The sequence below is a fragment of the Hylemonella sp. P2_B10 genome (genome assembly GCF_056404875.1).
The window spans coordinates 189,223-214,703 of record NZ_JBFUDE010000001.1 but is presented as its reverse complement, the minus strand read 5'-3'; the positions used below and the strand labels follow the sequence as shown (position 1 = coordinate 214,703).

At 66.4% G+C, this 25,481-nt stretch carries 24 protein-coding genes; 12 read left to right on the top strand and 12 right to left on the bottom strand.

The genetic code is table 11. The features are described from left to right. Window positions 1-14: 14 nt before the first annotated feature. Together AC1DX2_RS01030 and AC1DX2_RS01025 are read right to left on the bottom strand one after the other, a co-directional pair. On the bottom strand, window positions 15-635 hold the full coding sequence (locus tag AC1DX2_RS01030) for a helix-turn-helix transcriptional regulator (RefSeq protein ID WP_477194421.1): 621 nt from the start codon (window positions 633-635) through the stop codon (window positions 15-17). Continuing rightward, on the bottom strand, window positions 632-1,867 hold the full coding sequence (locus AC1DX2_RS01025) for an MFS transporter (protein ID WP_477194420.1): 1,236 nt from the start codon (window positions 1,865-1,867) through the stop codon (window positions 632-634). The genes AC1DX2_RS01030 and AC1DX2_RS01025 overlap by 4 nt, the downstream gene beginning before the upstream one ends. Window positions 1,868-2,107: 240 nt before the next feature. Here AC1DX2_RS01025 and AC1DX2_RS01020 point away from each other — a divergent pair, with 240 nt between their 5' ends. Together AC1DX2_RS01020 and AC1DX2_RS01015 are read left to right on the top strand one after the other, a co-directional pair. After that, entirely contained in the window at window positions 2,108-2,494 is a 387-nt protein-coding gene (locus tag AC1DX2_RS01020; protein WP_477194419.1) for a VOC family protein, read from the top strand. Between the two features lie 104 nt (window positions 2,495-2,598). Further along, complete coding sequence (locus AC1DX2_RS01015) at window positions 2,599-3,579, top strand: LysR substrate-binding domain-containing protein (protein ID WP_477194418.1); 981 nt, start codon at window positions 2,599-2,601, stop codon at window positions 3,577-3,579. A 10-nt stretch (window positions 3,580-3,589) separates the two neighbouring features. Here the strand turns inward: AC1DX2_RS01015 and AC1DX2_RS01010 are convergent, their stop codons facing one another. Beyond that, window positions 3,590-5,743: a sensor domain-containing protein gene (locus AC1DX2_RS01010; protein WP_477194417.1), complete on the bottom strand. Its 2,154-nt coding sequence runs from the start codon at window positions 5,741-5,743 to the stop codon at window positions 3,590-3,592. Between the two features lie 388 nt (window positions 5,744-6,131). On the opposite strand from AC1DX2_RS01010, the gene AC1DX2_RS01005 reads away from it, so the two are divergent. Both AC1DX2_RS01005 and AC1DX2_RS01000 read left to right on the top strand, forming a co-directional pair. Continuing rightward, window positions 6,132-7,160 carry a GGDEF domain-containing protein gene (locus AC1DX2_RS01005; protein WP_477194416.1) on the top strand — a complete coding sequence of 343 codons (1,029 nt, stop codon included), beginning with the start codon at window positions 6,132-6,134 and terminating at the stop codon, window positions 7,158-7,160. Window positions 7,161-7,190: 30 nt separating this feature from the next. Then, complete coding sequence (locus tag AC1DX2_RS01000; protein ID WP_477194415.1) at window positions 7,191-7,526, top strand: hypothetical protein; 336 nt, start codon at window positions 7,191-7,193, stop codon at window positions 7,524-7,526. A 5-nt stretch (window positions 7,527-7,531) separates the two neighbouring features. On the opposite strand, the gene fusA is transcribed toward AC1DX2_RS01000, so the two are convergent. After that, entirely contained in the window at window positions 7,532-9,595 is a 2,064-nt protein-coding gene (gene fusA / locus AC1DX2_RS00995; protein WP_477194414.1) for an elongation factor G, read from the bottom strand. 121 nt (window positions 9,596-9,716) lie between these two features. On the opposite strand from fusA, the gene AC1DX2_RS00990 reads away from it, so the two are divergent. Next, window positions 9,717-10,838: an NADH:flavin oxidoreductase/NADH oxidase gene (locus AC1DX2_RS00990; protein WP_477194413.1), complete on the top strand. Its 1,122-nt coding sequence runs from the start codon at window positions 9,717-9,719 to the stop codon at window positions 10,836-10,838. 13 nt (window positions 10,839-10,851) lie between these two features. On the opposite strand, the gene AC1DX2_RS00985 is transcribed toward AC1DX2_RS00990, so the two are convergent. Continuing rightward, window positions 10,852-12,264: a serine hydrolase domain-containing protein gene (locus AC1DX2_RS00985; protein WP_477194412.1), complete on the bottom strand. Its 1,413-nt coding sequence runs from the start codon at window positions 12,262-12,264 to the stop codon at window positions 10,852-10,854. Between the two features lie 79 nt (window positions 12,265-12,343). On the opposite strand from AC1DX2_RS00985, the gene AC1DX2_RS00980 reads away from it, so the two are divergent. Then, on the top strand, window positions 12,344-12,826 hold the full coding sequence (locus AC1DX2_RS00980; RefSeq protein ID WP_477194411.1) for a MarR family winged helix-turn-helix transcriptional regulator: 483 nt from the start codon (window positions 12,344-12,346) through the stop codon (window positions 12,824-12,826). A gap of 15 nt (window positions 12,827-12,841) precedes the next feature. Here the strand turns inward: AC1DX2_RS00980 and AC1DX2_RS00975 are convergent, their stop codons facing one another. The 4 genes from AC1DX2_RS00975 to AC1DX2_RS00960 are packed head-to-tail and all read right to left on the bottom strand — an operon-like array spanning window position 12,842 to window position 15,577. Continuing rightward, a complete protein-coding gene (locus AC1DX2_RS00975) occupies window positions 12,842-13,936 on the bottom strand; it encodes a WD40/YVTN/BNR-like repeat-containing protein (RefSeq protein WP_477194410.1) in 1,095 nt (364 codons plus the stop codon). Between the two features lie 47 nt (window positions 13,937-13,983). Continuing rightward, on the bottom strand, window positions 13,984-14,271 hold the full coding sequence (locus AC1DX2_RS00970) for a MoaD/ThiS family protein (protein WP_477194409.1): 288 nt from the start codon (window positions 14,269-14,271) through the stop codon (window positions 13,984-13,986). Further along, a complete protein-coding gene (locus tag AC1DX2_RS00965) occupies window positions 14,268-14,681 on the bottom strand; it encodes a hypothetical protein (RefSeq protein WP_477194408.1) in 414 nt (137 codons plus the stop codon). The genes AC1DX2_RS00970 and AC1DX2_RS00965 overlap by 4 nt, the downstream gene beginning before the upstream one ends. Then, entirely contained in the window at window positions 14,678-15,577 is a 900-nt protein-coding gene (locus AC1DX2_RS00960) for a hypothetical protein (RefSeq protein WP_477194407.1), read from the bottom strand. The genes AC1DX2_RS00965 and AC1DX2_RS00960 overlap by 4 nt, the downstream gene beginning before the upstream one ends. 273 nt (window positions 15,578-15,850) lie before the next feature. On the opposite strand from AC1DX2_RS00960, the gene AC1DX2_RS00955 reads away from it, so the two are divergent. Further along, window positions 15,851-16,378 (top strand): ECF-type sigma factor, encoded by a 528-nt coding sequence (locus AC1DX2_RS00955; RefSeq protein ID WP_477194406.1) that lies wholly within the window; start codon window positions 15,851-15,853, stop codon window positions 16,376-16,378. Further along, the gene (locus AC1DX2_RS00950; protein ID WP_477194405.1) at window positions 16,368-18,857 is read left to right on the top strand and encodes a protein kinase domain-containing protein; all 2,490 of its coding nucleotides are present in this window, start codon (window positions 16,368-16,370) and stop codon (window positions 18,855-18,857) included. The genes AC1DX2_RS00955 and AC1DX2_RS00950 overlap by 11 nt, the downstream gene beginning before the upstream one ends. Here AC1DX2_RS00950 and AC1DX2_RS00945 read toward each other — a convergent pair. The 3 genes from AC1DX2_RS00945 to AC1DX2_RS00935 form a co-directional block, all read right to left on the bottom strand. Beyond that, on the bottom strand, window positions 18,829-19,893 hold the full coding sequence (locus AC1DX2_RS00945; RefSeq protein ID WP_477194404.1) for a hypothetical protein: 1,065 nt from the start codon (window positions 19,891-19,893) through the stop codon (window positions 18,829-18,831). The genes AC1DX2_RS00950 and AC1DX2_RS00945 overlap by 29 nt on opposite strands. A gap of 120 nt (window positions 19,894-20,013) precedes the next feature. Further along, window positions 20,014-20,928, bottom strand: coding sequence for a glutaminase (locus AC1DX2_RS00940; protein ID WP_477194403.1), 915 nt, complete (start codon window positions 20,926-20,928; stop codon window positions 20,014-20,016). 42 nt (window positions 20,929-20,970) lie between these two features. Further along, window positions 20,971-21,624: a glutathione S-transferase family protein gene (locus tag AC1DX2_RS00935; RefSeq protein ID WP_477194402.1), complete on the bottom strand. Its 654-nt coding sequence runs from the start codon at window positions 21,622-21,624 to the stop codon at window positions 20,971-20,973. Here AC1DX2_RS00935 and AC1DX2_RS00930 point away from each other — a divergent pair. The 4 genes from AC1DX2_RS00930 (at window position 21,623) to AC1DX2_RS00915 (ending at window position 25,474) form a co-directional block, all read left to right on the top strand. Further along, window positions 21,623-22,561 (top strand): aldo/keto reductase, encoded by a 939-nt coding sequence (locus AC1DX2_RS00930; RefSeq protein ID WP_477194401.1) that lies wholly within the window; start codon window positions 21,623-21,625, stop codon window positions 22,559-22,561. The genes AC1DX2_RS00935 and AC1DX2_RS00930 overlap by 2 nt on opposite strands. Before the next feature lie 54 nt (window positions 22,562-22,615). Continuing rightward, window positions 22,616-23,179 carry a peptide-methionine (R)-S-oxide reductase MsrB gene (gene msrB / locus AC1DX2_RS00925; RefSeq protein ID WP_477194400.1) on the top strand — a complete coding sequence of 188 codons (564 nt, stop codon included), beginning with the start codon at window positions 22,616-22,618 and terminating at the stop codon, window positions 23,177-23,179. Window positions 23,180-23,181: 2 nt separating this feature from the next. Continuing rightward, window positions 23,182-23,913, top strand: a complete 732-nt coding sequence (gene msrA / locus AC1DX2_RS00920) for a peptide-methionine (S)-S-oxide reductase MsrA (protein ID WP_477194399.1) — start codon at window positions 23,182-23,184, stop codon at window positions 23,911-23,913. Between the two features lie 313 nt (window positions 23,914-24,226). Beyond that, the gene (locus AC1DX2_RS00915) at window positions 24,227-25,474 is read left to right on the top strand and encodes a DEAD/DEAH box helicase (RefSeq protein WP_477194398.1); all 1,248 of its coding nucleotides are present in this window, start codon (window positions 24,227-24,229) and stop codon (window positions 25,472-25,474) included. The last annotated feature ends 7 nt before the right edge of the window (window positions 25,475-25,481 follow it).

Below are 25,481 nucleotides of genomic sequence, written 5' to 3'. Positions count from 1 at the left end.
AACCCGGCGCGGGTTCATACAGGCGTGATTTTATAGACGCAGCGCCGCCCCCCGGCCAACAGGTGCTCGGCACGCTCCACCCGGCTGCCTTCGCCCAATGCGCGCTGGAACAGCGCCAGCTCAGAGCGGCAGAAGCCCTGGCAGGCGGTGGCAGCGGCGCAGATGGGGCAATGGTTCTCCACCAGCAGCAGGCTGCCGTCGCTTTGTGGCTGCACTTCAGCCATGTAGCCCTCCTGCTCGCGCGCCTGCGCCAGCGCGGCCACCCGTTGCGCCAGCGTGCGGGCCTTGCGCAGCGCGGCGCCATACGCCACCTCACTGGCCTGCTCGCGCGCGCTGATCAGCTTGTCCAGCCCTTCCTGGCCGAACAGCTGGCGCACCTGCTCGATCAGCTGCACCGTCAAATCGCTGTGGCGGTCCGGAAAGCGCGCATGGCCGGCCTCGGTCAGCAGCCAGTGGCGCGCCGGGCGGCCCACCTTGTCGGCACGGTCCTCGGCCTGTACCAGGCCCTGCGCAGCCCACGCCTCCAGGTGGCGGCGCACGCCCATCGAGGTGAGTTGCAGGTGCTGCGCCAGTTGCTGGGCCGTCTGCGGACCACGGGTCTTCAGCAGGAACAGGATGCGTTCGCCTGTGCTCATGGTGACGTGACCTTGACAACCACCGGCACCGCCATGCCCGGCACCTGGCGCCAGCGCTGCAGCCGCCAGGCCGCCCAGGCGGCGGTGCCCGCGCCCAGCAGCAGGATGTAAGAGGTGTCCAGCAGCGTCAGCCCGGCGCCTATGGCCGCCATCAGGATGTTGGCCAGACAGAAGATGGTGGACAGCAGGCCCATCACCGCGCCCTGGCCGTGGTGGCCGAAGCGCTCGGCGCACCAGGCCGGCATGACGGCGTTGTAATACGCATTGGGCACGCCAAACAGCACGATCGCCGCCAGGCCCAACATGGGGCCGCCCAGCGCCACCAGTGCGATGCAGGCCGCGGTGAGCAGCGCAAAAAGGCTGGCACGCTGCAGCGGCTCGGCCTTGCTGGCCCGGCCGGCAAACAGCGAGGCCGCCGTCATGGTGCCGCACAGCGCCGCCGTGGCCCAGGCGATGCCACGGGCATCGAAATGCGTCACCTCCACCAGCCACAGCGGGTAGAACTCATAAAACGCCGTCACGCCGCAGGTCAGCGCCAGCTGCACGACAAACAGCGTGCGCAACTCGGCGTGCGCCAATAGCTTCAATGCATGCTGGTGGCGTGCCACCTGCCACCACGAGGTGGTGGCGCTGGCACCGCCCTTCGCGATCTTCGCCGGCACGGCGATGGCCGTCACCACGCCGGTGACCCCCATCGCCACCACCGCGACCCAGAATGGCGCCGTCACCCCCCAGGCCAGTGTCAGACCCGCCAGCAAAGGGCCGGCCAGCCAACCCATGTAGAAAGCACCGTTCAGCCAGGAAAAGGCACGCACGCGCAGATCGCCTTCGAGGTGGTCCGCCAGCAAGGCGCGCGCCACACTTCCATTGCCCTCCATCAGCCCGGTGGCGAAGCGTGCCAGGATGAACAGCGGGTAAGACTGCATCAGCAGCGCCACGGCCGTCACCGCATGCCCCAGCGCCGCGCCCAGCGAGGTGCCCAGCAGCATGGGTCGGCGGCCATAGCGGTCCGACAACGGCCCCAGCAAAGCCGAGCCTATCAACAGCCCTATGGGGTTGATGGTCAGCGCCAGGCCAAACAGCAGCTTGGGCGGCAGGCCCCAGAAATGGTTGAAGTCGTTGGCGGCGTCGGCGGCGAACAGCGGCGGCAAGATCGGGTAAGGCAGCGCGGCGCCCACGGTGGAGAAGAAGGCGACCAAACAGGCGGCGAGTATCAGCAGGCGGGTTTTCATGGCGGCTTGATATTTATAAACTAATTTGCTTACAAATATACGCGGCCACCGGTCTTTTTGTAAACACATTCGCTTACTTATTTACACTATCGGCCCGATAGAGGATGCCTTGCTGATAAAACCAAGCCAGCAAACCCGGCATCTGCGGCGAGGCGTCTCGGCGATCTAGCCGGTTGCAAATCGCGCCAGGCAGGCCTAGCATGCTGAGGCTTGGCGTGACACGCCAGAAGGAGTTCTGCCATGAACAGTTTTCCCAGCACAGAGGCCACCTGCATGCTGCCGGTCAAGGACATGGTGCGGGCGCGCCAGTTTTACGACCAGTGCCTGGGCTTGCAAGCGGTGGGCGGCAAGCCGGATGGCAAATTCGTCTACCGCTGCGGCGGCACCGAGGTTGCACTGTTCCCCAAGCCAGAAGGCACCCAGGCACAGCACACCGCCTTGAGTTTTCGCGTGGACAACATCGCCGAGGCCATCGCCCAGTTGAAGGCGCAAGGCGTGCGCTTCGCCGATTACGACTTCCCCGGCCTGAAGACCACCGACCACGTCTGTGAACTCGGTTCGGAAAAGGCTGCCTGGTTTGAAGACACCGAAGGCAATATCCTGTGCCTGCATGAGGACCTGGCCTGAGCGTGCTGCCGCGCCGTTGACGCGATGGCGCCTGTGCATGCGCCGGTGGAATGCCTATACTGGCAGCTGCCAGAAGCCGCCGCTCAAAAAAGATACTCGCTCAAATGCCCGTCAAGCATGTCATTCTGCCCACCACCGCTCCGGCGCCTGCAGGTCTGGCGGGCATACGCCGCACCGAGTTGCCGCGGCTGGACCTGCTGCGCAGCTTCGAAGCGGCGGCGCGCACGCTGAGCTTCACGCTGGCGGCCAAGGAACTGTTCCTGACCCAGTCGGCGGTGAGCCGGCAGATTCAGAGCATTGAAGAAAGCCTGGGGGTGCCATTGTTTGAACGGCGCCACCGCGCGCTGGCGCTGACCGAGGCGGGCCAGATCATGCAGCGCGCCGTGCTGGACTGCTTGCAGCGCCTGCGCGACGCCACCACCAGCGTGCGCGCCATCCACGCGCTGCGCCAGGTGTCGGTCACCACCACGCCGGGCTTTGCCTCGCTGTGGCTGATTCCCCGGCTGGCCAAGTTCACCGCCAGCCACCCGCATGTGGACGTGCGCGTGTCCGCCACGCTGGATGTGCTGGACCTGGAGCGCACCGGCATCGATGTGGCGGTGCGCTTTTGCCCCACCGGCGAAGGCGTGGGCAAGCCGCTGTTCGAGGAAAGCGTGGTGCCGGTGTGCGCGCCCACCCTGCTGAAAACTGCCGCTGCCCCGTTGCAGGAGCCGGCCGACCTGGAACATCACACGCTGCTGGCCATGGACATGCAGCCCGGCAAGTCGCTGACGGCGGACTGGGCGCCGTGGTTCAACATCATGGGCCTGACCGAGCTGCGGGTGAAGAACACCATGCGTTTCAGCCAGTATTCCGACGCCATTGCCGCCGCCGTGGCCGGCCATGGCGTGGCCATAGGGCGCTTTCCGCTGCTCAGCGGCCACGTGGAGGACGGCCGGCTGGTGACGCCGTTCAAGGGGCGTGCGGCCTCGCAACGCGCCTACTTCGTCGAGCTGTCACCGCGCGCCGCCGGCAACCCTGATGCGCTGGACCTGGTGCAGTGGCTGCGGGCGGAGGGTGAGTTGACAGCTACGCTGGCAGGCTGAGGTCTGTCGCTCAGCTCTCCACAGGCGCATGCGTGCGCATCAGCTGCGCAAACGCCTCGGCCGGCAACGGCTTGCTGAAGTAGTAGCCCTGGATCTCGTCGCAGGCGTGTTCGCGCAGGAAGGCTTCCTGGTCGCCGGTTTCCACGCCTTCGGCCACCACCGTCATGGAGAGCGTCTTGCCGATGGCGATGATGGCCTCGGTGATGGCCTTGTCCTCGGCGTTGCTGACGATGTCGCGGATGAAGGAGCGGTCCACCTTCAGCGTGTCGATGGGGAAGTTCTTCAACTGTCCCAAGGACGAATAACCGGTTCCGAAGTCGTCGATGGCCAGGCGCACGCCAAGGTGCTTGATGGCGGTCAGCAAGTGCACAGCGGCGGCGGTGTCGCCGATCACCATGCCCTCGGTGATCTCCAGTTCCAGCAAGTGCGGCGGGATGCCGGTTTCCTTCAGCACCTCGGCGATCTCGCCCAGCAGCTTTTCGTTGGCGAACTGGCGCGGTGACAGGTTCACCGCGACGCAGATCGGCGGCAGGCCGGCCTTCTTCCAGGCCACGATCTGCGCGCAGGCGGTGCGCATCACCCATTTGCCGATGGGCACGATGATGCCGGTCTCTTCCGCCACCGGGATGAAGTGGTTGGGCGACACCGAGCCCAGCACCGGGTTGTCCCAGCGCAGCAGCGCTTCCACGCCGGTGATGGCGCCGCTGCGCAAATCCAGCTTGGCCTGGTAATGCAGCGAGAACTCGTTGCGCTGCAGCGCGTGGCGCAGGTGCGTTTCGAGTGACAGCCGCTCCAGCGAGCTGGACTTGATGTCCTGCGAGTAGAACTGGAAGTTGTTCTTGCCCTGCTCCTTGGCGTAGTACATCGCGCTGTCGGAGTTCTTCATCAGCGACTGCTCGTCCTCGCCGTCGCCGGGGAACATGGCGATGCCGATGCTGGCGGTGACGCGGCATTCCTGGCCGTTGAGCAGGAAGGGCTTGATGGCGGACGACAGGATCTTGCGCGCGGCGGCAGCCGTCTGCGCGCTGTCCTTGGCCTCGTGGATCATCAGCACGAACTCGTCGCCGCTGATGCGCGCCAGCACATCACTGGCGCGCAGCACGCGGCGGAAGCGCCCCGCCAGTTCCTGCAGCAGCTTGTCGCCCACGCCGTGGCCGAGCGAGTCGTTGACGAACTTGAAGCGGTCCAGGTCCACGAACATCACGGCAAAGCGCCGGTCGTAGCGCCGCGCGGTCAGGATGGCCTGGTTCAGCAACTGGCTGAACATCACGCGATTGGGCAGGCCGGTCAGCGCGTCGTGCGTGGCCAGGTACTCAATGCGCTGTTCGGCGATCTTCTGGTGCGTGATCTCGCGCGACACGCCGCGGTAGCCGGCGAAGTTGCCGTCGCCATCCAGCATGGGCTCGGCGCTGGTGCTGATGTAGTAGGGGCTGCCGTTGGCCAGCATGCGGTACATGGTGACGTCGCGAAATGGCTGTTGCGCGGCCATCAGCGCGCGGTGTGCCTCCCAGCCGCCGGCGGCCTGCAGATCAAACTCGGTGTCCCAGATGTAGCGGCCCAGGAAGGCGCTCTGGATCGCGTGCGCGTTGCGCCGGCCTTCCATGCGCGAGTAGCGGAGCTCTGCGTCCAGCTCCCAGTACCAGTCGGACGACAGGTTGGTCAGTGCGCGAAAGCGTGCCTCGCTGTCACGCAGCGCCTGCTCGGTCTTGCGCCGCAGCGTGACGTCGCGCAGGATGCCGTGAAAGCCGCAGGCCTTGCCGTTGGCCCCGGTCAGCAGGTGCACTGAGCCCTCCACGCACACCAGGCTGCCGTCCTTGTGAAGGTATTCCCAATACTGGCTCTTGACCGGCTGGCCGCTGCGAAACACCTGCTTGAAGATTTCGCCGGTGACGCGCGCCATCTCGGGGGTTTGGAAGTCGCGGTTGCTGTGCGCGTACAACTCTTCGGCGCTGTAGCCGGTCAGGCGCAGCATGGCGCTGTTGAAGTGGGTGTGGTGGCCCTTCAGGTCCACCTCGTAGTAGGCATCTTCCATGCCCTCCAGCACGCCACGGTACTTTTCTTCGCTGGCCTGCAGCGCCTGGGCAGCCGCGTTGTGGGCGTCTGCGCGGCGGTCTGTGCCACGCGATTGGGGTTGCCGTTGGGGTGGGTTGGCTACCGGGCTCAAGACCGCCCCCCGCATGCCGCGGGGCCGCGTGTTGCGGTCAAGTCCTTGTTGGTGGTCGCAGTTGCCATTGCCAATCCCGAATTATGTTTTTAAGCCAGTTGCGTAGCTTAGCGGATTGTGCGCATTTCTCCCTCTCTGAGGGCCCCGATAGTTGTAAAACTGCCACCTCGTCAGTCGTCGGTGTGTAAAGCCCGTTGATCACCACATGGACATGTCCAAAACTGATGACTCCATAGCCAATTGATGCGAGAACGCAACGTATATCGGCGCTGCCAGGGCACAACTGCTCGCCAGCCCTGTGCAGAAGTACAAGTACGCCCTAATATCCCTCCCAACGCTGGCGGTCTGCATCGACCGGTGGGTACAAGAAATTCGTTGGAGAATGGCAATGCGGTATCAAGAGTCCCGAGAGCAGAGCGCTGAATTGTTGCGCCAGACCATTGCCCTGATGGGCCAGCACGAGGCCGCGTACAACCCGGTGTCGTTCGCCGTCTGGTACGAGTTTGCCGCCGGCACCAACCACCGGCTAAAACAGGGCATTGAGCAGGCGGTGCAAGCCAAGCCCAAGCTGAGTGATGTCGATGTGGTGCGCCTGTACCAGCAGTTTGTGGCCGATGTGGACCCGGTCGCCATGCAGCGCATCAGCAGTGAGTTCCAGCTGATGATGAACGGCATGCTGGACAGCGTAACGCGCACTGGCGACCATGCTGGCGCCTTCGATCTGAAGCTGCGCGGCCTGACCGAGGCACTCAACGCCAACGACACCGACGCCATGACACCGCTGGTGCACGAAGCGCTGGCCGGTAGCCAGCAGATGCGCGACACCGCCCAGGCGCTGGAGCAGCAGGTGATCGCCAGCCGGCGAGAAATCGAGCGGCTGCAGGTGGAGCTGAACCGCGTGCGCGACGAGGCCGTGCTGGACCCGCTGACGCGCGTGCTCAACCGCAAGGGCTTCGACGAGCGTATGGCCTCCATGCTGGGCCAGCCGCCGACGCAACACCACGCGCACTGCCTGATCATGCTGGACATCGACCATTTCAAAAAGGTCAACGATACCCACGGCCACGTGATGGGCGACCGCGTGATCCAGGCGTTGGGCGACGTGCTGCGCGCCAGCCTGCCCCCCGGCAAGACGGAAGCGGTGGCGGCGCGCTACGGTGGTGAGGAATTCGCTGTGCTGTTGCCCGACAGCACGCTGGAACACAGCGTGCAACTGGCCGATGCGCTGCGCCAGCGTGTGCGCGCGATGAAGGTGCGCGACCGCCGTACGCAAGAGGTGGTGCTGACCGTCAGTGTCTCCGGTGGCGTTGCGGCGCTGAAGCAGGGCGATGACGCGCAGCGGCTGATCGCCCGCGCCGACGCGGCGCTTTACAAGTCCAAGGAAGCCGGACGCGACCGCGTAACCTGCGCCGCCTGAGCGAAATTACCAGCCGCGATAATGCGGCGCATGAGCAAGAAGCCGCGCAGCCATCACTACCACGTGTATGTGGTTGAACTGGCTGACCAGGTATGGAACGTAGGGCGCTTTCGCGCTGCCAACCCCGACTACCTATTCGGCAAGCCGTTCGTCTATGTGGGCATGACCGGGCTGGACCCCGATGTGCGCTTTGACAAGCACAAGGCCGGCATCCAGAGCAATGTGTTCGTGCGCGATCACGGCCTGCGCCTGCTGCCCCAGCTCTATCAGATGTACAACCCCATGCCCTACGAGGCCGCGCGCGATATGGAGGTGGAACTGGGCATCGCGCTACGCGAGGCGGGGTATGGGGTGTGGCAAGCCTGATCAGCTCAATCCTCGTCCAGCTTCGCAGCCCGCTCCTTGTACGCCAGCGCCAGGTGGCTCTGCGTGACAGGAGGCACCTGGGCGTAGTGGGAGAAGGCGATGGTGTAGGCCCCCTGCCCGCCTGTCAGTGACTTCAGGCGCGACTGGTAGTCCACCACCTCCACCAGCGGCACCTGGCCGGTGATGGCCACGGCGCCCAGGCCGCGCGGTTGGGTGCCGGTGACGTGGCCGCGCTTGCCGGCCAGGTCACCGGTGAGGTCTCCCACCGCGTATTCAGGCGCCACCACCTCGATGTCCACCAGCGGCTCCAGCACGATGGGGGTGGCCGCGCGTATCGCCTCGATGGTGGCCTTGCGACCGGCCGAGACGAAGGCGATCTCCTTGCTGTCCACCGAGTGTGACTTGCCGTCATGCACCGTCACCCGCAGGTCCTGCACCGGGTAGCCGGCGATCACGCCGTCGGCCAGGGCCTGGCGCACGCCCTTCTCCACCGCCGGCATGAAGACGCCGGGTATCGCGCCACCTTTGACGATGTCCACAAACTCGAAACCGGCGCCGCGCTCCAGCGGCTCGATGCGCAGCATCACCTCGCCAAACTGACCGGCGCCACCGCTTTGCTTCTTATGGCGGCAGTGGCCTTCGGCGCGCGCGGTGATGGTCTCGCGGTAGGCGATCTGCGGCGGCTTGGTGGCCAGCTCCAGCTTGTACTGCTGGGCCATGCGCGCCAGCTTGGCGCGCAGGTGCATCTCGCCCAGGCCCTTGATCACCGTCTCGTTGGTGCCTGGGTGGCGCTCGACCTTGAAGCACGGGTCTTCCACCTCGAACTTGCGCAGCACGTCATAGAGCCGCTGCTCGTCGTTCTTGCGCTTGGTCTGCACCGCCAGGCCCTGCATGGGCAGCGGGAACTCCAGCGGTTTCAAGTGGATGTGGTCCTCGTCGTGCGAATCGTGCAGCACGCAGTCGAAATCGATCTCTTCCACCTTGGCCACCGCGCCCAGGTCACCGGGCACCAGCGCGTCCACCTCCACATAGTCCTTGCCCTGCAGGCGGTACAGGTGACCCACCTTGAAGGGCTTGCGCCCGTCACCCACGAACAGTTGCGAATCCCGCGTGACGGTGCCCTGGTGCACGCGAAACACCCCCATCTTGCCGATGAAGGGGTCGCTGATGACCTTGAACACATGGGCCAGCACGTGCTTGGACGCATCGGGTTGGGCCTGGAACGCCTGGGCGTCCGCCGCACCAGGCTCGCCGCGGTAAAAAGGGGGCGGGTTGCCCTCCATCGGGTTGGGCGCCAGCTTGTCCAGCACCTCCAGCAGTTGCGGGATGCCAGCGCCTGTGCGCGCCGACACGAACAGGATGGGCACCAGGTGGCCGGCGCGCAAGGCCTTCTCAAAAGGGGCATGCAGCTCCTGCGGGCTGGGGTCGGCGCCGTCATCCAGGTAGCGTGCCAGCAGGTCTTCGTCTTCTTCCACGATCTGGTCGATCAGCGCGCGGTGCGCCGCCGCCACCGATTCGAAGTCACTGTCGCCGCTGTCGTGCCCCAGCAGTTCCACCACGTCGTGGCTGTGGTGCGCGGGCAGGTCCAGCAACATGCATTCGCGGCCGAAGCGCTCGCGCACCTGGGCCACCAGGCCGGGCAGGTCCAGGTTGTCGGCGTCTATCTTGTTGATGACGATCATGCGGCACAGGTTGCGCGCGGCGGCCATGCGCATCATGCGCTCGGTGGACAGCTCGATGCCGGTCTGTGCGCTGATGACCACCAGCGCGCAGTCCACCGCCGCCAGCGCACCCAGGGCCTGGCCGGAAAAGTCCGGATAACCGGGGGTGTCTATCAGGTGCACAGTGGCCTGGCCGGTCTTGAAGCTGACCAGCGAGGCGTTCAACGAATGGCCCAGCTCTTTTTCCTGCGGGTCGAAGTCGCACACGGTGTTGCCCTTCTCCACCGCGCCCCGGCTGGTGATGGCGCCGCTGGCCGCCAGCAACGCTTCGGCCAGCGTGGTCTTGCCCACGGCGCCATGGCCCACCAGGGCCACCGTGCGGAGTTTCTCGGTTTCGTTGCGGCTCATGGCTGACCTCCTGAAACGCCAAAGGGGCCAGACCATTCTAGGCTTTGCACCGTCCGCAGCATCAGGGTTGTTCCCCATGCGCGAGCAGGCTTTACCGGTGCATGACAGAATCCGGCCCACCATGAGCCTGCTGTTTTCACCCCTGCACCTGTCCTCCCCGCGCGGCGGCATCACCTTGGCCAACCGCATCGTCATCGCACCGATGTGCCAATACTCGTCCACCCACGGCGAGGCCAACGACTGGCATTTGATGCACTGGGCCAGCCTGCTCAACAGCGGTGCCGGCATGCTGACCCTGGAGGCCACCGCCGTCACCGCCGAAGGCCGCATCACCCCCGGCTGCCTGGGCCTGTGGGACGCGCACACCGAAGCCGCGTTGGCCGACAAACTGGCGCGTGCACGCCGCCTGGCCCCTGCCATGCCGGTGTGCATACAGCTGGGCCATGCCGGGCGCAAGGCCTCCAGCGCGGTGCCATGGGAGGGCGGCCAGCAGTTGTCCGCCGCGCAAGGCGGGTGGCTGGCGCAAGCACCATCGGCCCTGCCCATCAAGCCCGACGAAGCCGTGCCCGAAGCGCTGGATGAGGCCGGCTTGGCCCGGGTGCGCGATGCCTTCGTGGCCGCCGCCCGGCGTGCGGCTGCCATGGGCATCGAGGCGGTGGAACTGCACGGGGCGCACGGCTACCTGCTGCACCAATTTTTGTCACCACTGGCGAACCAGCGCCTTGACGCCTATGGCGGCAGCTTCGACAACCGTGTGCGCTTCCCGCTGGAAGTGTTTGCCGCCGTACGTGCCGCCTTCAGCGGTGTGCTGGGCATGCGCATATCAGCCACCGACTGGGTGGATGGCGGCTGGGACGTGGAGCAGTCCAGCGCGCTGGCCAGCCGGCTCAAAGCCCTGGGTTGCGACTTCATCCACGTGTCCTCCGGCGGCGTGTCGCCGCAGCAGAAGATCGCGCTGGGCCCGGCCTACCAGGTGCCGTTCGCGCGGCAGATCAAGCAGCGTTCGGGCTTGACCACCTTCACCGTCGGCCTGATCACCGAGCCGCAGCAGGCCGAAGACATCCTGCAGGCCGGCGACGCCGACCTGATCGCGCTGGCCCGCGCCATGCTGTACAAGCCGCGCTGGCCCTGGGAAGCCGCCGCCGCATTGGGCGGCCAGGTGGCGGCCAGCCCGCAGTATTGGCGCAGCCTGCCGCGCGAGGCCAGCAAGGTGTTTGGTGAGGTGCGCATAGGCCAGCGCTGAGTACGTCCAGTGCTCAGGCCACTGGCAGCCTGCTGCCAATGAATTCCGCCACGTTCGCTGCATGCGGGTGGCCGCGGTTGCACAGCACCACCACGGTGTAACCGGAAGCCGGGTAGACGGCGAAATCCGCATTCACCCCCGGCGCGCTGCCGCCGTGCCCGTAGCAGGAAGCGCCATTGCGCATGGCGATACTCAAGCCCAGCGACCACTGCCGGCTGCCTGCGGGCACCACTGGCTTGGTCAGCAAGGCCAGGTGTTCGGCGTCAAGCAGTTGGCCTTGCTGCAAGGCCAGCGCAAATCGGTGCAGGTCGTCCACCGTCGAGTAGCCGCCGCCGGCCGGCTGGCCCAGGTAGTACGGCAACGGCTTCAGGCCGGATTGCGCCGCACCGGTCAGCGGTTGCGCCGTATCACCCGCCGCCGCCACGGCAGACGTCACCAACATGCCGGCCGGCTTGAAAACCTGACTCTGAAGGCACAGGCCCCAAGGCTGGCCGCACACACGTTCCAGGATGGCGCCCAACAGCATGAAGCCGAAGTTGCTGTAACCCCAGCGCGAGCCTGGCGCAAACAAGACCTCACGCTGACCGAAGGCGCGGAGGAAGTCTGATGGCGTGCGCAATTGGGCCGCCTGGCGCTCGTAATCGGGACCGAAGAAGTCGCCCGTGCCGCCGGTATGGGTCAGCAGGTGGCGCACCGTCACCGAGCGCGCCAATGGCGTGTCCGGATAGTCCGGCAACAGCGTGACCAGCGTGTCCGTCAGCCGCAGTTTTCCAGTCTGCGCCTGTTGAAGAATGGCCACCGCGGTGAACATCTTGCCCATGGAACCTATGCAAAAGCGCGTGGCAGCTGTTGCGGCCTGAACGCTGCCCGCATCCCGCGTGCCATAAGCCTCACGCAGCAGCACGCGAGCACCCCTGGCCACCAGTACCGCGCCCGAAAAGCGACCGGCACGGGTCTCGGTCTGCAACTTTTGCCGCAATGCATCGAGGGCCGCGACTTCGTCGGCTCGGTGCACGGCGAAGCCTGCGGGCGTCGGCGCCCCGGCAAATGCAATGTCTTCCAGCAGCCCGGCTTTCAACGACAGCACCACCTTGGAGAAGCGGTCCCAGTTGCGGTCGCGCACCCAGGCAGTGATCTCCCCGGGTTGGGTCTGCTCGCTGCGCAGCAACTCGAAACCGCCAGTGGCTTCGCGCAAGGCCAGGTCGTCGTTCAGATAAGGCACCGCATCTGGAAGATGCGCCTTGACGAAGTCTTCGTAGGCCGCGTCGTGTGGGTCATTGAAGGCGGCCAGCCAACGCTGCAGCCATTCTGAGGGGGTCACCGCAGATGCGCCCCAGCTTTTCAGAGGCAGGGCGGGCAGCGCCAGCACCAGACCCAGCGCACGACGGCGCGACAGGTGCGCCGGAAAATTCTGGCAGATCGTCATGCTAGAATTTTACGTAGGCACCTACCCATTGTCAAAGATGCGCCTGAAAAAAACCGCGCCTCACCCGCAGGACGTTGCATTGAAAGACTACGTTGCCAACCAAGGCGGCGCGGCGCTGGGCGCCCGCCTGCGCCGCCTGAGCGCAGCGATAGACGCGGATGCCGCGCGCGCCTACGCGGCGGCCGGCATCCCGTTTGAACAGCGCTGGTACGGCGTCATCAACCAGCTGGCACTGACCGGCCCCCTGAGTGTGCGTGACCTGGCCACGGCGCTGGGCATCTCGCACGCCTCGGTCAGCGAGACCCGGAAGTCGCTGCAAAGGGCCGGCCTGATCACGGCCAAGACAGACCCCGGTGATTCACGCCGCCGAGTGCTGGCGCTCTCCGCTTCCGGCAAGGCGCTGGTGGTGCGGCTGCGGCCTTTGTGGGACACTTTTGAGCAAGCCGCGCAACAGCTGGACCTTGAGGCCGGAGAGGTGACGCGCGCACTGGCGCTGCTGGAGCAGGCGCTGGCCAGCAAGTCGCTGTACCAGCGCATCATGGAACTGCGCGACCCGCAGTGACAGACCCGCAGGGTGCTAACAAAACCGCAGCGCCGCCAGCGGTGGCAGGTCACGCGACACGCAGTGCCAGCGTTCACCCTCGCTGGCGCTGACCCACAAGCCGCCGGTGGTGGAGGCCATGGCCAGCAATTCGCCATCGGTTGAAATAGCCAGGCCATGGCGGTACACCAGGTGGTAAGCGTTGCTGCCCGGCAAGCCGGTGCCGAAAGCCTTGAAGCTGGTGCCACCATCGTCAGTGCGCGTGACCACCATGCGGCCATCCACCGGGATGCGGCAGCTGTCGGCCTGCGCGGGCACGAACCAGGCACGCTCGGGGTTGCGCGGATCGCACGCCACGGCGAAGCCGAACCCTGAAGGCTGCGGCGCGGCGATTGCCCGCCATTGGCGACCGCCATCGGTGGAGCGGTAGATGCCGCAGTGGTGTTGCACCCATAGCGCATCGGGCTGGGCCGCACACTGCACCAGGCAATGCGGGTCCTGGGTGTTTTCGTCCTCGTCCGACTCCGCGGGCAGGTAGTCCGCCTTCATGCCCTTGGCCGTCAGCGTCCAACTGGCGCCGCCATCGAAACTCTGCCACACACCGCCGCAGGAAATCCCCAGCGTGATGTGCCGGGCATCGCGCGGGTCCACAAGGATGCCGTGGACACCGGCATGATCGTAGCCGCCTCCGAACCAGCCCTTGCGGCGCGGGTCTTCCCACAGCGCGGTGTTCAGCGTCCAGCTGTCGCCGCCATCGGTGGACTGGAACAGGCCAGCCGGGATGCATCCGGCCCACAGCACACCCGGCTCGTCCGCACCGCCGGCCGCCAACGACCAAATCAGGTCCACCGACCAGGGCGTGGGGTCATCGGCCAACGGCCCCTGTTCGGGCTTCTTCGGAAATGCTGGCGCGGCGATCTCGCGCCAACTGGCGCCTTGATCGGTGCTCTTGCGCAGCTTGACGCCGAAGTGCCCCATGCGCAGCGCGGCGTACCAGGCACCGTCGCGCGGGTCGTGCAGCACCTGGGTCACCGGCTCACCGGCGAAGTGGTGGGCAGCGACTTCCCAACGCTCACCCGCGCCGCGCAGCGCGAACAAGCCCTTGCGGCTGCCGGCCAGCAATGTGTACATGGCAAGTCTCCTTTGTTTGCATCAGCCCAGCGTCGCCCAGGCTGTGTTCAGCCGCCGGTCAGCGCCTGTATCACCAGCACCTTGTCGCCGCCGGCCAGCACCTGGTCAAGCTTCACGCGGTCCTGCACCATCTGGCGGTTGACGAACACGGCCACATGCTTGCGCACCGCGCGCTGGTCGTCAAACACGTAGTGTGCCAATTCGGGCTGCGCGCGCAAGGCGGTTTCCAGCACCTCGCGCAAGCTGCCCGGGGCCACGTCCTGCGGCGGGCAATCCACATGCCGGCGCAAGCTGGCGGCGAACTCGACGGTGACCCCGGCGGGAACCTGGCTCACAACAGCAACTGCCCAAAGTGCCGCGCAAAGGCCTGCGTGGTCTCGGCGTCCAGCCGTTGGCCGATGAAGATCTCCACGCCGCGCAGCATCTTGCGCAGCTCATCCGGGCTGGTGCAGCGGTCTATGGCGGCGCAGATGGGCTCGCCGGCCTTGCCCAGGCGTTCGCGCACGAAGTCGCTGGCCTGCTGGCGCACCTCGGTGAAATGCGGCACGCTGGTGGCCGGGCGGGGCAGATCGCCAGGGCGGGAGGCGGCAAAACCGGTGGCCACGGGATCCACCATGGGCACGGGCACGCCCTCGGCTTCGGTCAGGCCCAGGCCCAGCAGGTGATCCAGCGCCGGCAACAGCTCATCGATGCGCACCAGCGCGCCCAGATCTGTGACGGTCTTCCTGCCGTCAATGACGATCAATAGGCGGCGCTGGACCGGCGAGAGGTGGCCGCTGCGTTCAGCCACTTCTGCGCGTCCCTTGTCGGTTTTGAAGAAAACGGTTCCAGGGTCCATCGTTTCAGGGCGCTAGTGTAGTGTTTCACCCCGGTTTCTGGTGTATCACTTCGCAACGCCAGATGGTGGAACGCGTGCCACAGCACAAAGCGCCAAGCGCTGGGGTTCTGCGTGGCGAACTCCACCAGCAGCCGTGGCTGGTGGCGGCAGAACACCCGCCAGTCGGTGCTGTGGGCGATGCCGCCCAGGTCGTGCATGGCGTGCAGCAGCTCGTGCAGCAAGATGGTGGCCAGCGTCGGCCCCTGCAGCGTGGTCAGGTAACGTATGGTGCGGCTGGGGTACTCGTATTCGCCGTAGCGGTTGTGCTTCTTGGCCACTTCGGGCCGCAACGGCTCTATGCGCACGCCGTGCTTTCTCACCACCACCCGCTGTGGCGCGGCCGGCGCGCGGCCCTGGCCCAGCATGGCGCGCAGGAAGCCTTTGCTGCCGTCGGGGTCCAGCTCGGACAGCCACCACACCAGCGCCAGCGGGTTGGCCTGTGCGAAGGTGATGAAGGCGCTGGAAGCCGAGTGGGTGAAGGTCTCCTCGGAAATGTCACGCTCGGTGACGCCATGGCAGTAGTGGGAGCCGGTGATGACGGCGCGCACGAACTCGGCCGCCAGGTCCTGCCCGCTCAAGGCGTTGTCCAGCGACAACGTGCCGGTCTCCAGGCAGAGCTTGGAGCGCCTGTTGCGCAACAGAAGCTGGTTGGGCACGGCTAGCACGCGCAAGCGGTGCGGGCCGATCTGCACGCCAAACGGGTATTCGGTGGTCTGGTCAAAGGCCTCCTGCAGACTGATACCCTGCAGAGGTGCTTCTTCCATGGTCTTGGCCCTGGCGGTACGGGGTCTGGTTGGTGGAGATTGCAGGCGATGGGGCGGCTTGGACAAATCAGCGAGGGTGGACACGATGCACTCCGGGGTTTCCGGTTTGAGCCGGAAATCCTGGCTTGGTTTCGCCTGAATACGTATCCAAAAGCCAACATGCCTCTAACGATGTGTTGCTGTATTGCAACAATGATGGGTTGTGCGGGCGGTTTCCAGCTTCTGGCATAGTGGGTTATCCCCCTTCCAACCTTGACGCTCCATGGCCACGTGATGCCGCATTCCAACAACATGGCCGATTTACAGATTGATGCGGTGTACCTTGAACTGCGGCGGCTTGCGGCATCCCAGATGCGCAAGGAGCGCACCGACCACACGCTGTCCGCCACGGCGCTGGTGCATGAGGCCTATCTGCGCTTGGCCAAGTCCAATCCGCAGTGGGAAAACCGCGCGCATTTTTTTGGCATTGCCGCCAACGCGATGCGGCAGATTCTGATCGACCACGCGTTGGCGCACCGCACGCAGAAACGCGGCGGCGATTGGGTGCGGCTGACTTTGACCTCGGCCACACCGGAAATTGACTCTCAGGCGCAGAACGCCATCGACATCCTCGGACTTGACGCCGCGCTGAAGCAGCTCGAGGCGCTGGACGAACGGCAGGCCCGGATTGTGGAACTGCGTTACTTTGGCGGCCTGACAGTGGAAGAAACCGCCGACGCCATGCAACTCTCCAGCGCCACCATCAAACGGGAATGGTCCACCGCCCGGCTTTTTTTGAAGCGCGCACTCCATGACAACTGATGCAGACCTGTGGCGGCTCGCCAAGGACCTGGTGGCCGACGCGCTGGTGCTGCCGCCAGAACAGCGCGGGTCCTTTGTGCACAAGCGTTGCGGTGGCGATGCACGCCTGCGCGACGAGGCGCTGTCGCTGTTGCGGCACGCACAGGACGCAACCGCCAGCGGCTTCATGGCGCAGGCAGCCGTGCTGGACGTGCCGCAGGATCCGCCCCCCAAGCGCACCATGGCGGGCAGCCGCATCGGCGCCTATGCGTTGGAAGAGGAAATCGGCCGCGGCGGCATGGGCGTGGTGCATGCGGCACTCCGGGCCGACGGCGCCTACCAGCAGCGCGTGGCCGTCAAGCTGTTGCGCGGCGGCGCCCACAACGAGGCCGATGCCCGGCGCATGCAGCGCGAGCGCCAGGCGCTGGCGGAGTTGAACCACCCCAACATTGCCCACCTGATCGATGGCGGCACCAGCGCAGACGGCTCGCCTTACCTGGTGATGGAACTGGTGAACGGTGAGCCGGTGGACACCTATTGCAATCGGCATTCATTAGGCGTGGCACAACGCGTGCAGATCGTGCGCGCGGTGTGCGCCGCAGTGCAAAGCGCACACCAGCAACTGCTGATCCACCGCGACATCAAGCCATCCAACATCCTGGTGACGCTGGATGGCACGCCCAAGTTGCTGGATTTTGGCATTGCCCGCATGCTCAGCGCGGACGGTGGCACCGGCCAAGCCACGCAAGATGCCGCCCTGCTGTTTACGCCGCGCTACGCCAGCCCAGAGCAGGTGCGCGGCCAGGCCGTGACCGTGGCCACCGACGTCTATGGGCTGGGCCTGCTGCTGTATGAATTGCTGGCCGGCGCCAGCCCTTACGCGCGCATTGCCTCCAATACCGCCAACAGCGCCGCCGCCGCCATGCAAGCCGTGATGGAAGACGCGCCGCGCAAGGCCAGCGAGGTGGCCGCCAGCGCCAGCCCGATGACCGCGGCAGCGCTGCAAGGCGATCTGGATGTGATCCTGCTCAAGGCCTGTGCCAAGGCGCCGCAAGACCGCTACGCCACCGTGGCCCAGCTGGACGACGACTTGCAGCGCTGGCTGCAGCGCCGACCGATACAGGCCCAGCCGCCCTCCGCTGCCTACGTGCTGCGCCGGTTTGTCGCCCGCCACCGTGCCGCCACGGCCTTGGCAACCGTGGCCGTGCTGGCGATCGCTGTGGGAGGCGCGAGCACCGTGGTGCAGATGCGCAAGGCGCAAGAGCGCTACGCACAGGTACGCCAACTGGCCAACAACCTGATCTTCAAATACTACGACCGCATTGCGCCGCTGGGTGGTTCCACCCCGGTGCGCAAGGAACTGGCAGCCGACGGCATTGCCTTTCTGGACAGCCTGGCCAGCGAGGCCGGCAGCGACCCCGCGCTGGCGGTGGAAATCGCCAGCGGCTACCGCAAGCTGATGATCGTGCTGTTCAACGGCAACGGCCTCCCCCACCTGGGCGACAAGGCCGGTGCCCAGGCGACATCCGAAAAAGCGTATGCGTTGCTGGAGCCGGTGCTGGCCAGGCAACCCGACCAGCCTGCCGCCAACCGCGAAATGGCCGAACTCGATCTGGAAGCGGGTGCCATCCTGGTGCAGGAAGACCCCAAGGCCGCCCTCGTGTTGACGCAGCGCGCCGCCGACCGCTATGACAAACTGCTGGCGCAGCAGCCTGCGGACCCCAAGGCCGCCCACGACGTGGCCCTCACCTACCTGAGCATGGCCAACACCGCCATGAACGCGCGCCTGCCCACCGACGAGCTGGTGGCCAAAGGCGAGGCCGCTTTCAAGCGCTGGACCGCCGGGCGGGAGGACGGGCCGGACGTGCTGGAGATGACCACGCTGCTGACGCGCGTCAAATACCGGCAGGCCATTGCCGCCAAGGACTTTCCCACCGCCTTGCGCTACCTGGAGATGGAAATTGCCAGCCTGGGCAAGCTGCTGGCGCGAGAGGCCAATCGGGAGGACTATGTGCTGCGCGGCGACCTGCACGCCGCCTGGGCCACCAAGGGCCATGTGTACCTGGAGACCCAGCGTCCGGACGACGCGCTGCAGGCGTTGGCGCAAGCACGCGACATCGCCCAGCAAGTGCTGGCCAAGGACGGCGGCAACGTCAACACCGGCCTGCGGCTGGCCCGCATCCATACCCAGACCGGCAAGGCCGAACTGATGCGCAACGCGCCGGCGGCCGCCGCCACGGCGTTTGCCACCGCCGTGGAACACTACGCCAAGCTGGCCGACAAGGACCTGCCGGCCTACGCCTACCAGCAACAGGCCGAGGCGCAATGGCGCGCCAGCACCACCTACGCGCGCTTGAACGACAGCGTGCAGGCCAGGCGCTTCGCCACGGGCCTGCTGGAGTTCTCCAAGCGGCAGCCGGCGCCTTTCCAGCGCAAACCGGCGCAGGACTGGCTGCTGGACGCCCAGCGCATCATTGCACCGCGCGCAGGCGCTGCATGAACATCTCGCGCACCGCGCCCACACCGGCCCCAACCAGTGCGCGGTAGCGCTGCGGGTCGGCCACCGCTTCCTTTTCCTCGGCGGTGGCGCTGCCGCCCTTGCCGATGGCCGCGCTCAACAGCGCCAGGCCCACATTGCCCGCCACCGACGTGGTGTCCTTCACCTCGGTGAACGCGGCGCCGTCGATCAGCAGCGGTGCCCCCAAGGTCAGCATGGCATTGTTGTTGGCGCTCGCCACCATGACGGATGAGCTGCCGGCGGCCACGGAAGGACCAAACTTCCACGACACGGTGGCCGTACCTGAACTGCGGCTGAACCAGCTGGAATCGCTGCTTTTCATGTCGACGAAATTGACCACCAGGCGCACCACCAGCAGCGATGCGTCCAATTCCTTGGCCAATTCCATGTTGCCAAACATCGTGGTCGACACATCACTCATGGCCGAGAACCCCGCCAGCAATGCAATGGCCGAGCTGCTGGACCCTATGCCGTAAACGCCCAGGCCAGCCGGCGCGTACACGGTGGACCAGGTGTCCTTGGTGCGGGTTTCTGCCGGGGATGGCTTGCCGCTGGCAGCCATCTTGCGGTAAGCCGCCGCCGCCAGCACCTTGTCCACCGGCACCACCTCCAGGCCGGAGGCCTGCAGGTCGCGGCCGAAATCGTTGTACAGCTGGTCGGTGATGGCCTGGAAGTCCGACGCGTTCAAGCCCACCAGCGTGATGTAGACGCTGGTGCTGGCGCGGCCCTGCCGGCCGATCTCGTAAGAGCTGGCGCTGGCCGCACCCTTGGTGACAAATTCCACCTGGAACGAGCTAATGGCCACGCGCTTGAGGCCCTTCAGGCCGGAAGCCGTGGGGTCAGCCAGCGTCATCAGCGTGGCGGCGCGCTCGGCCGGCTTGAAATTGGCGTCCACCGGCACGCCAGGCGCCGCCGAAGCGGCCCAGCCGGCGTTGGACAAGGCGCCAAGGCCCAGCAGGGCTGTGGCAAGGACAAGGCGCCGCGCGGCGCCGGAAAGCATCAAGGTGAGGATGGGCATGGGGAGTTCCTTGGAAGTCTGCGGATAAACCAGTCGAGGAGCAAAAATCCCCCTCTGCTTGCCACATGCGGGAAATGCAGCAAAACCGGCTCATGCGCGGCAGACAGCCGCCAGAACACCCTAAAAAACCGACAGGCCAGTGGCTCCCACGAACAACTCCAGCGCCTTGCGGCCCAGCAGCGAGTTGCCGGTGGCGTCCAGCGCGGGCGACCACACGCACAAACTCAACTTGTCCGGCACCACCGCCATGATGCCGCCGCCCACCCCGCTCTTGCACGGCAGGCCGATGCGGAAGGCGAACTCACCCGCCGCGTCATAAGTGCCGCAGGTCAGCATCAGCGCGTTGATGCGCCGTGCGTGCGACTCACCCACCACCTGCGGGCCACCGTAGGGGTGGGCGCCATCGCGGCACAGGTAGCCGGCGGCGCGCGCCACCTGACGGCAGCTCATGGCAATGGCGCATTGGTGGAAGTACACGTCCAGCACCTGGGCCACGTCGTTGTCCAGCGTGCCGAAGCCCTTCATGAAATTGGCCAGCGCTGCGTTGCGAAAACCGGTGTCGGCCTCGGAGCCGGCCACCTCATCGTCCATGTGCACGGGCTCGCCGCACAGGCTGCTCAGCAGCGCCAGCAGTTGCGCCTTGGCGTCGCCCAGGCTGAGCATCCGGTCGGCCACGGCAATGGCGCCGGCGTTGATGAACGGGTTGCGCGGGATGCCGCGCTCGGTCTCCAGCTGCACCAGCGAATTGAAGGGGCTGCCCGAGGGTTCACGCCCTATGCGTTCCCACAGCGCGTCACCCAGGCCGCGCATGGCCAAGGTGAGCGAGAACACCTTGGACATGCTCTGGATGGAAAACGGCGCGTCGCAGTCACCGGCCGCCGCCTCCTGCCCGTCACAGGTGCGCAGCGCGATGCCAAAGTGCAATGGCGACACCCGCGCCAGCGCCGGGATGTAGCTGGCCACCTTGCCGCCGGCCTGGCCCAGCAGCGGCTGGATCTGCGCGGCAATGTCGTCCAGCAGCGTCTGGTAGTCCATGGCCTTCGCTTGGTGGGTCTTGCCGTCGGTGATGCCCCGGCCTCAGGCCGCTGCCTTGGCCTGCGCCGCCTTGCGGTCGGCCACCACCTTCTGCGCCGTCGGGCGCTCGCCAATCAGTTTGGTGTAGGCCTTGTGGTCTATGCCGGCGGCCAGCAGCAGGTCTTCGCCAAAAGCGGTCTTGCTGGCCAGGCTGACCAGCGGCAGGCTGGCAAAGGCGGCGCAGTCGGCCATGGTGAAGGTGTCGCCGGCGACATAGGGCGAAAACTTGGCCAGGCGCTTGAAGGCAGCGATGTTGTCGGTCAACTCCTTGCGAATGCGTGCCAGATTGCCCTCGCTCAGCGGCTTACCACCGAAGAAGAACGGGCCGTAGAGCTGGCGGGCGACGATCTCCAGGTGCCAGTCGACAAAGGTGATGATCTCGCGCACCTTGGCGGCGGCAAATGGGTCGGCCGGGATCAGCGGCGGGTTCGGGTACTTGGCCTCGATGTAGTCCAGGATGGCCTGGCTTTCGCACAACGTGCCCTCTTCGGTGCGCAAGAACGGGATCTTGCCCAGCGGCGAAGCGGCCAGGATGGCCTCTTCATGCGTGTGCGTGCCGGCGTATTGCTCTTCGAAGGGAATGCCCTTTTCCAGCAGCGCCAGCTTGACCTTGTTGTAGTAGTTCGAGATGGAAAACCCGCACAGGGTGATGCTCATGGTGTTGTCTCCAGGAAATAGGGGTAGCCAGGGAAAAGCCGGCAGTCTAGGCGCTGCGGGTCGGATGGCGATAGCATACAGGCGACACCCCCCCACCCCCGCCATGTGCGCCATGCAGACCCGCCCCATCCCCGCCAGCGGCGAAGCGCTGCCCGTCATCGGCTGCGGCACCTGGCTGGGCTTTGATGTCGGTGGCCAATCAGACCAGCAGCCGCAGCGCGGCCAGGTGCTGGCAGAGCTGTTTGCCCAAGGCGGCAGCGTGGTGGACAGCTCACCCATGTACGGCTCGGCCGAGCAGGTGGCTGGCCGTTTGCTGGCGCAGGCCGGCACGCGCGACCAGGCCTTCATCGCCACCAAGGTGTGGACCAGCGGCGCCAAGGCCGGCGTGCAGCAGATGGAACGCTCGTTCGAGCTGCTGCAAACCCCGGTCATCGATCTGATGCAGGTGCACAACCTGGTGGACTGGCAGACGCACCTGCCGACGATGCGGCAGTGGAAAGCGCAGGGCCGCATCCGCTACTTGGGGCTGACCCACTACACCGAGTCGGCCCATGGCGAGCTGGCGCAGGTGATGCAGGCCGAAGCCTGGGACTTCGTGCAACTCAACTACTCGCTGGCCCACCGCGCCGCCGAGCGTCGCCTGCTGCCACTGGCGCAGGAACGTGGCATCGCCGTGCTGGCCAATCTGCCGCTGGATTCCGGTAAGTTGCTGAAGAACCTGCAGCGCAAGCCCTTGCCCGGCTGGGCGACCGAGCTGGGCTGCACCAGCTGGAGCCAGGTTCTGCTGAAATTCGTGCTGGCGCACCCGGCGGTGACCTGCGCCATCCCCGGCACCGCCAACCCCGCCCACATGCGTGACAACGCGCTGGCCGGCCACGGCGAGCTGCCGCCACCCGCCTTTTGGCGCGACAAACTGGACGGGCTGCTGACGCCTTGAGCGGGAACCTTGTAAGAAACACCCGTCTCCAAGCGACAGACCACAGAGGTCACCATGCCACCCATTGACGAAAACCCCGATTCGCAGCCCCGCTTGCCACCCAGCTCGCCAGCTGGCTCACCCCACACCCGCCGCAACACCCTGCTGGGCCTGGGCGCCGTGGCAGCCCTGGTGGCCAGTGTGCGCGGCTGGCTGTCGCCCGCGCCGGCGCACGCCGCGCGCACCTATGAGGTCACGCACAGCGATGAGGAATGGCGCAAGCTGCTGACGCGTGAGCAATACCGCGTGCTGCGCCATGCCGACACCGAATTCCCCGGCAGCAGCCCGCTGAACCGCGAAAAGCGTGCCGGCGGCTTCAGCTGCGCCGGCTGCGCGCTGCCGCTGTTCTCGTCCAGGACCAAGTTCGACAGCGGCACCGGCTGGCCCAGCTTCTGGCAGGCCCTGCCCGGCGCGGTGATCGAGGACAACGACTACACGCTGGGCATGAAGCGCACCGAGGTGCTGTGCCACCGCTGTGGCGGTCACCTGGGCCATGTGTTTGACGATGGCCCCCGCCCCACCGGCCTGCGCTACTGCATGAACGGCGTGGCGCTGACTTTCAAACCCGAGGCATCCTGACCATGGCCATGAACAGCAAGACCACGCAACTGGCGCTGAGCGCCGCCCTGGCGGCCGTGGTCGCCTGGAGCTTCATGGGCGGCAGCGCCTCGGCCGAAAAGGCCGTCAAGCTGCCCGCGCCCACTGTGGATGCGCCTGCGGCCAGCGGCACTGCCGCGCCCGCCCTGCGCGAAACCGCCGTCTTCGCTGGCGGCTGTTTCTGGGGCGTGCAGGCGGTGTTCCAGCACACCAATGGCGTGCTGAACGCCGTCTCCGGCTACGCCGGCGGGGCCAAGGAGACAGCGCGCTACGAAGACGTGGGCTCCGGCCGCACCGGCCACGCAGAGGCGGTGCAGATCACCTACGACCCGCGCGTGGTCAGTTTCGGCAAGCTGCTGCAGATTTATTTCTCGGTGGCGCACGACCCCACGCAGCTGAACCGCCAGGGGCCGGACTCAGGCCCACAATACCGCTCGGCCATCTTCTACGCCAACGACCAGCAAAAACAGGTGGCCGAGCGCTACATTGCCCAACTCGATGCCGCCCGCGCCTTCCCCGACAAGATCGTCACCCAGCTGACGCCGTTGAACAGCGGCTTCTACGCCGCCGAGGCCTACCACCAGGACTACGCAACGCTGCACCCCAACCAGCCCTACATCGCCATGTTCGACCGCCCCAAGATCGCCAACCTGAAGGCCATGATGCCCGACGTCTACCGCGACAAGCCGGTGCTGGTGGCGGAGGCCGGCCGCTAGGGCAGTCGGTTGGCAAGGATCATGCCGACGCGGCACTCGGCTCCGCGGCTGTCCCCCGGCCCTTCGGGCCTCCTCCTTGATGCCGCTGCGCCGAATGCCGCATCGACATGATCCTGCGAACTTGGCTGGCGTGCGTGCATTCCGGCATTCCAGCGTTGCGAGTGCCCATTGACCCGATGTCGCTGGGGCGTGTGGCGGAGCGAAATCAAGGAGGAGGGCCGCAGGCCCGGGGGACATTCGCGGAGCCACGCGCACCAGCGGCGTCGGCAGCCAGCGAACCAAGCCACGCGATCGGCGTACACTGGCCGCCCTCATGCCCTTCTCCACCCTTGGCCTCATTCCCCCGCTTGCCCGCGCTGTCAGCGAACTGGGCTTTGCCGCGCCCACCCCCATACAAGCCCAGGCCATCCCGGCCATATTGACAGGCGCAGATCTGCAAGGCTGCGCGCAAACCGGCTCGGGCAAGACGGCGGCGTTTGCCTTGCCACTGCTGCAACTGCTGCAACTAGCCGGCGCATCCCACTCGCCCCGGCGCGTGCGCGCGCTGGTGCTGGTGCCCACGCGCGAGCTGGCGGCGCAGGTGGGCGAGGTGCTGCGCAGCCTGGCACAGCACCTGCCGCAAGCGCCGAAGGTGGCCGTGGTGTTTGGTGGCGTCTCCATCAACCCGCAAATGATGGGCCTGCGCGGCGGTGCCGACGTGGTGGTGGCCACGCCCGGCCGCCTGCTGGACCTGGTGGACCACAATGCCCTGACACTGGGCAACGCGAGCCTGCTGGTGCTGGACGAGGCCGACCGCCTGCTGGACCTGGGCTTTGCCGAAGAATTGAACCGCGTGCTGGCGCTCCTGCCGGCCAAGCGGCAAACGCTGCTGTTTTCCGCCACCTTTCCCGCCGCCGTGCAAACGCTGGCCAGCAGCCTGCTGAAGCAGCCGGTGCGTATCGAGGTGACCAGCACACCGGCCACGGCGCCGGCCATCACCCAGCGCGTGATCCAGGTGGATGCGCCCAGGCGCACCGAGCTGCTGCGCCACCTGCTGACAGAGAACAAGTGGGAACGCGTGCTGGTGTTCGTCGCCACGCAGTACGCCACCGAGCACGTGGCCTGGAAGCTGCACCAGAAGGGCATCTTCGCCACGCCCTTCCATGGCGCCTTGAGCCAGGGCGCGCGCAAGAAGGTGCTGCAGGAGTTCAAGGACGAGCGCTGGGACGTGGTGGTCACCACCGACCTGGCCGCGCGCGGCCTGGACATTGCCGAGCTGCCGGTGGTGGTCAACTATGACCTGCCGCGCTCGCCCACCGACTACGTGCACCGCATCGGCCGCACGGGTCGCGCCGGTGGAAGCGGGCTGGCGGTCAGCTTTGTCAGCGCCGCCACCGAGGCGCATTTCCGCTTGATCGAAAAACGCCAGGGCCTCACGCTGCCGCGCGAGCAGGTGGCAGGCTTTGAGCCCACTGAGACCGATGCCACGCCAGACCTGGCGGCGGTGCCGGGCACCGGCGGCATCAAGGGCAAGCGGCCCAGCAAAAAAGACAAATTGCGCGCGGCCGCGGCCAAGAAGTGAACCCTGC

Excerpts from the sequence above, each read along its gene's own strand:
- fusA (WP_477194414.1), bottom strand. The coding sequence starts at position 9,595 with ATGAGCCGCAACGAAACCGAGAAACTCCGCACGGTGGCCCTGGTGGGC.
- AC1DX2_RS00935 (WP_477194402.1), bottom strand. The coding sequence starts at position 21,624 with ATGAGCATCACCCTGTGCGGGTTTTCCATCTCGAACTACTACAACAAG.
- AC1DX2_RS00975 (WP_477194410.1), bottom strand. The coding sequence starts at position 13,936 with ATGTACACATTGCTGGCCGGCAGCCGCAAGGGCTTGTTCGCGCTGCGC.
- msrB (WP_477194400.1), top strand. The coding sequence starts at position 22,616 with ATGCCACCCATTGACGAAAACCCCGATTCGCAGCCCCGCTTGCCACCC.
- AC1DX2_RS00930 (WP_477194401.1), top strand. The coding sequence starts at position 21,623 with ATGGTGTTGTCTCCAGGAAATAGGGGTAGCCAGGGAAAAGCCGGCAGT.
- AC1DX2_RS01025 (WP_477194420.1), bottom strand. The coding sequence starts at position 1,867 with ATGAAAACCCGCCTGCTGATACTCGCCGCCTGTTTGGTCGCCTTCTTC.
- AC1DX2_RS01020 (WP_477194419.1), top strand. The coding sequence starts at position 2,108 with ATGAACAGTTTTCCCAGCACAGAGGCCACCTGCATGCTGCCGGTCAAG.
- AC1DX2_RS01000 (WP_477194415.1), top strand. The coding sequence starts at position 7,191 with ATGAGCAAGAAGCCGCGCAGCCATCACTACCACGTGTATGTGGTTGAA.
- AC1DX2_RS00950 (WP_477194405.1), top strand. The coding sequence starts at position 16,368 with ATGACAACTGATGCAGACCTGTGGCGGCTCGCCAAGGACCTGGTGGCC.
- AC1DX2_RS01015 (WP_477194418.1), top strand. The coding sequence starts at position 2,599 with ATGCCCGTCAAGCATGTCATTCTGCCCACCACCGCTCCGGCGCCTGCA.
- AC1DX2_RS00915 (WP_477194398.1), top strand. The coding sequence starts at position 24,227 with ATGCCCTTCTCCACCCTTGGCCTCATTCCCCCGCTTGCCCGCGCTGTC.
- AC1DX2_RS00960 (WP_477194407.1), bottom strand. The coding sequence starts at position 15,577 with ATGGAAGAAGCACCTCTGCAGGGTATCAGTCTGCAGGAGGCCTTTGAC.
- AC1DX2_RS00940 (WP_477194403.1), bottom strand. The coding sequence starts at position 20,928 with ATGGACTACCAGACGCTGCTGGACGACATTGCCGCGCAGATCCAGCCG.
- AC1DX2_RS00955 (WP_477194406.1), top strand. The coding sequence starts at position 15,851 with ATGCCGCATTCCAACAACATGGCCGATTTACAGATTGATGCGGTGTAC.
- AC1DX2_RS00990 (WP_477194413.1), top strand. The coding sequence starts at position 9,717 with ATGAGCCTGCTGTTTTCACCCCTGCACCTGTCCTCCCCGCGCGGCGGC.
- AC1DX2_RS01030 (WP_477194421.1), bottom strand. The coding sequence starts at position 635 with ATGAGCACAGGCGAACGCATCCTGTTCCTGCTGAAGACCCGTGGTCCG.
- msrA (WP_477194399.1), top strand. The coding sequence starts at position 23,182 with ATGGCCATGAACAGCAAGACCACGCAACTGGCGCTGAGCGCCGCCCTG.
- AC1DX2_RS00985 (WP_477194412.1), bottom strand. The coding sequence starts at position 12,264 with ATGACGATCTGCCAGAATTTTCCGGCGCACCTGTCGCGCCGTCGTGCG.
- AC1DX2_RS00945 (WP_477194404.1), bottom strand. The coding sequence starts at position 19,893 with ATGCCCATCCTCACCTTGATGCTTTCCGGCGCCGCGCGGCGCCTTGTC.
- AC1DX2_RS01005 (WP_477194416.1), top strand. The coding sequence starts at position 6,132 with ATGCGGTATCAAGAGTCCCGAGAGCAGAGCGCTGAATTGTTGCGCCAG.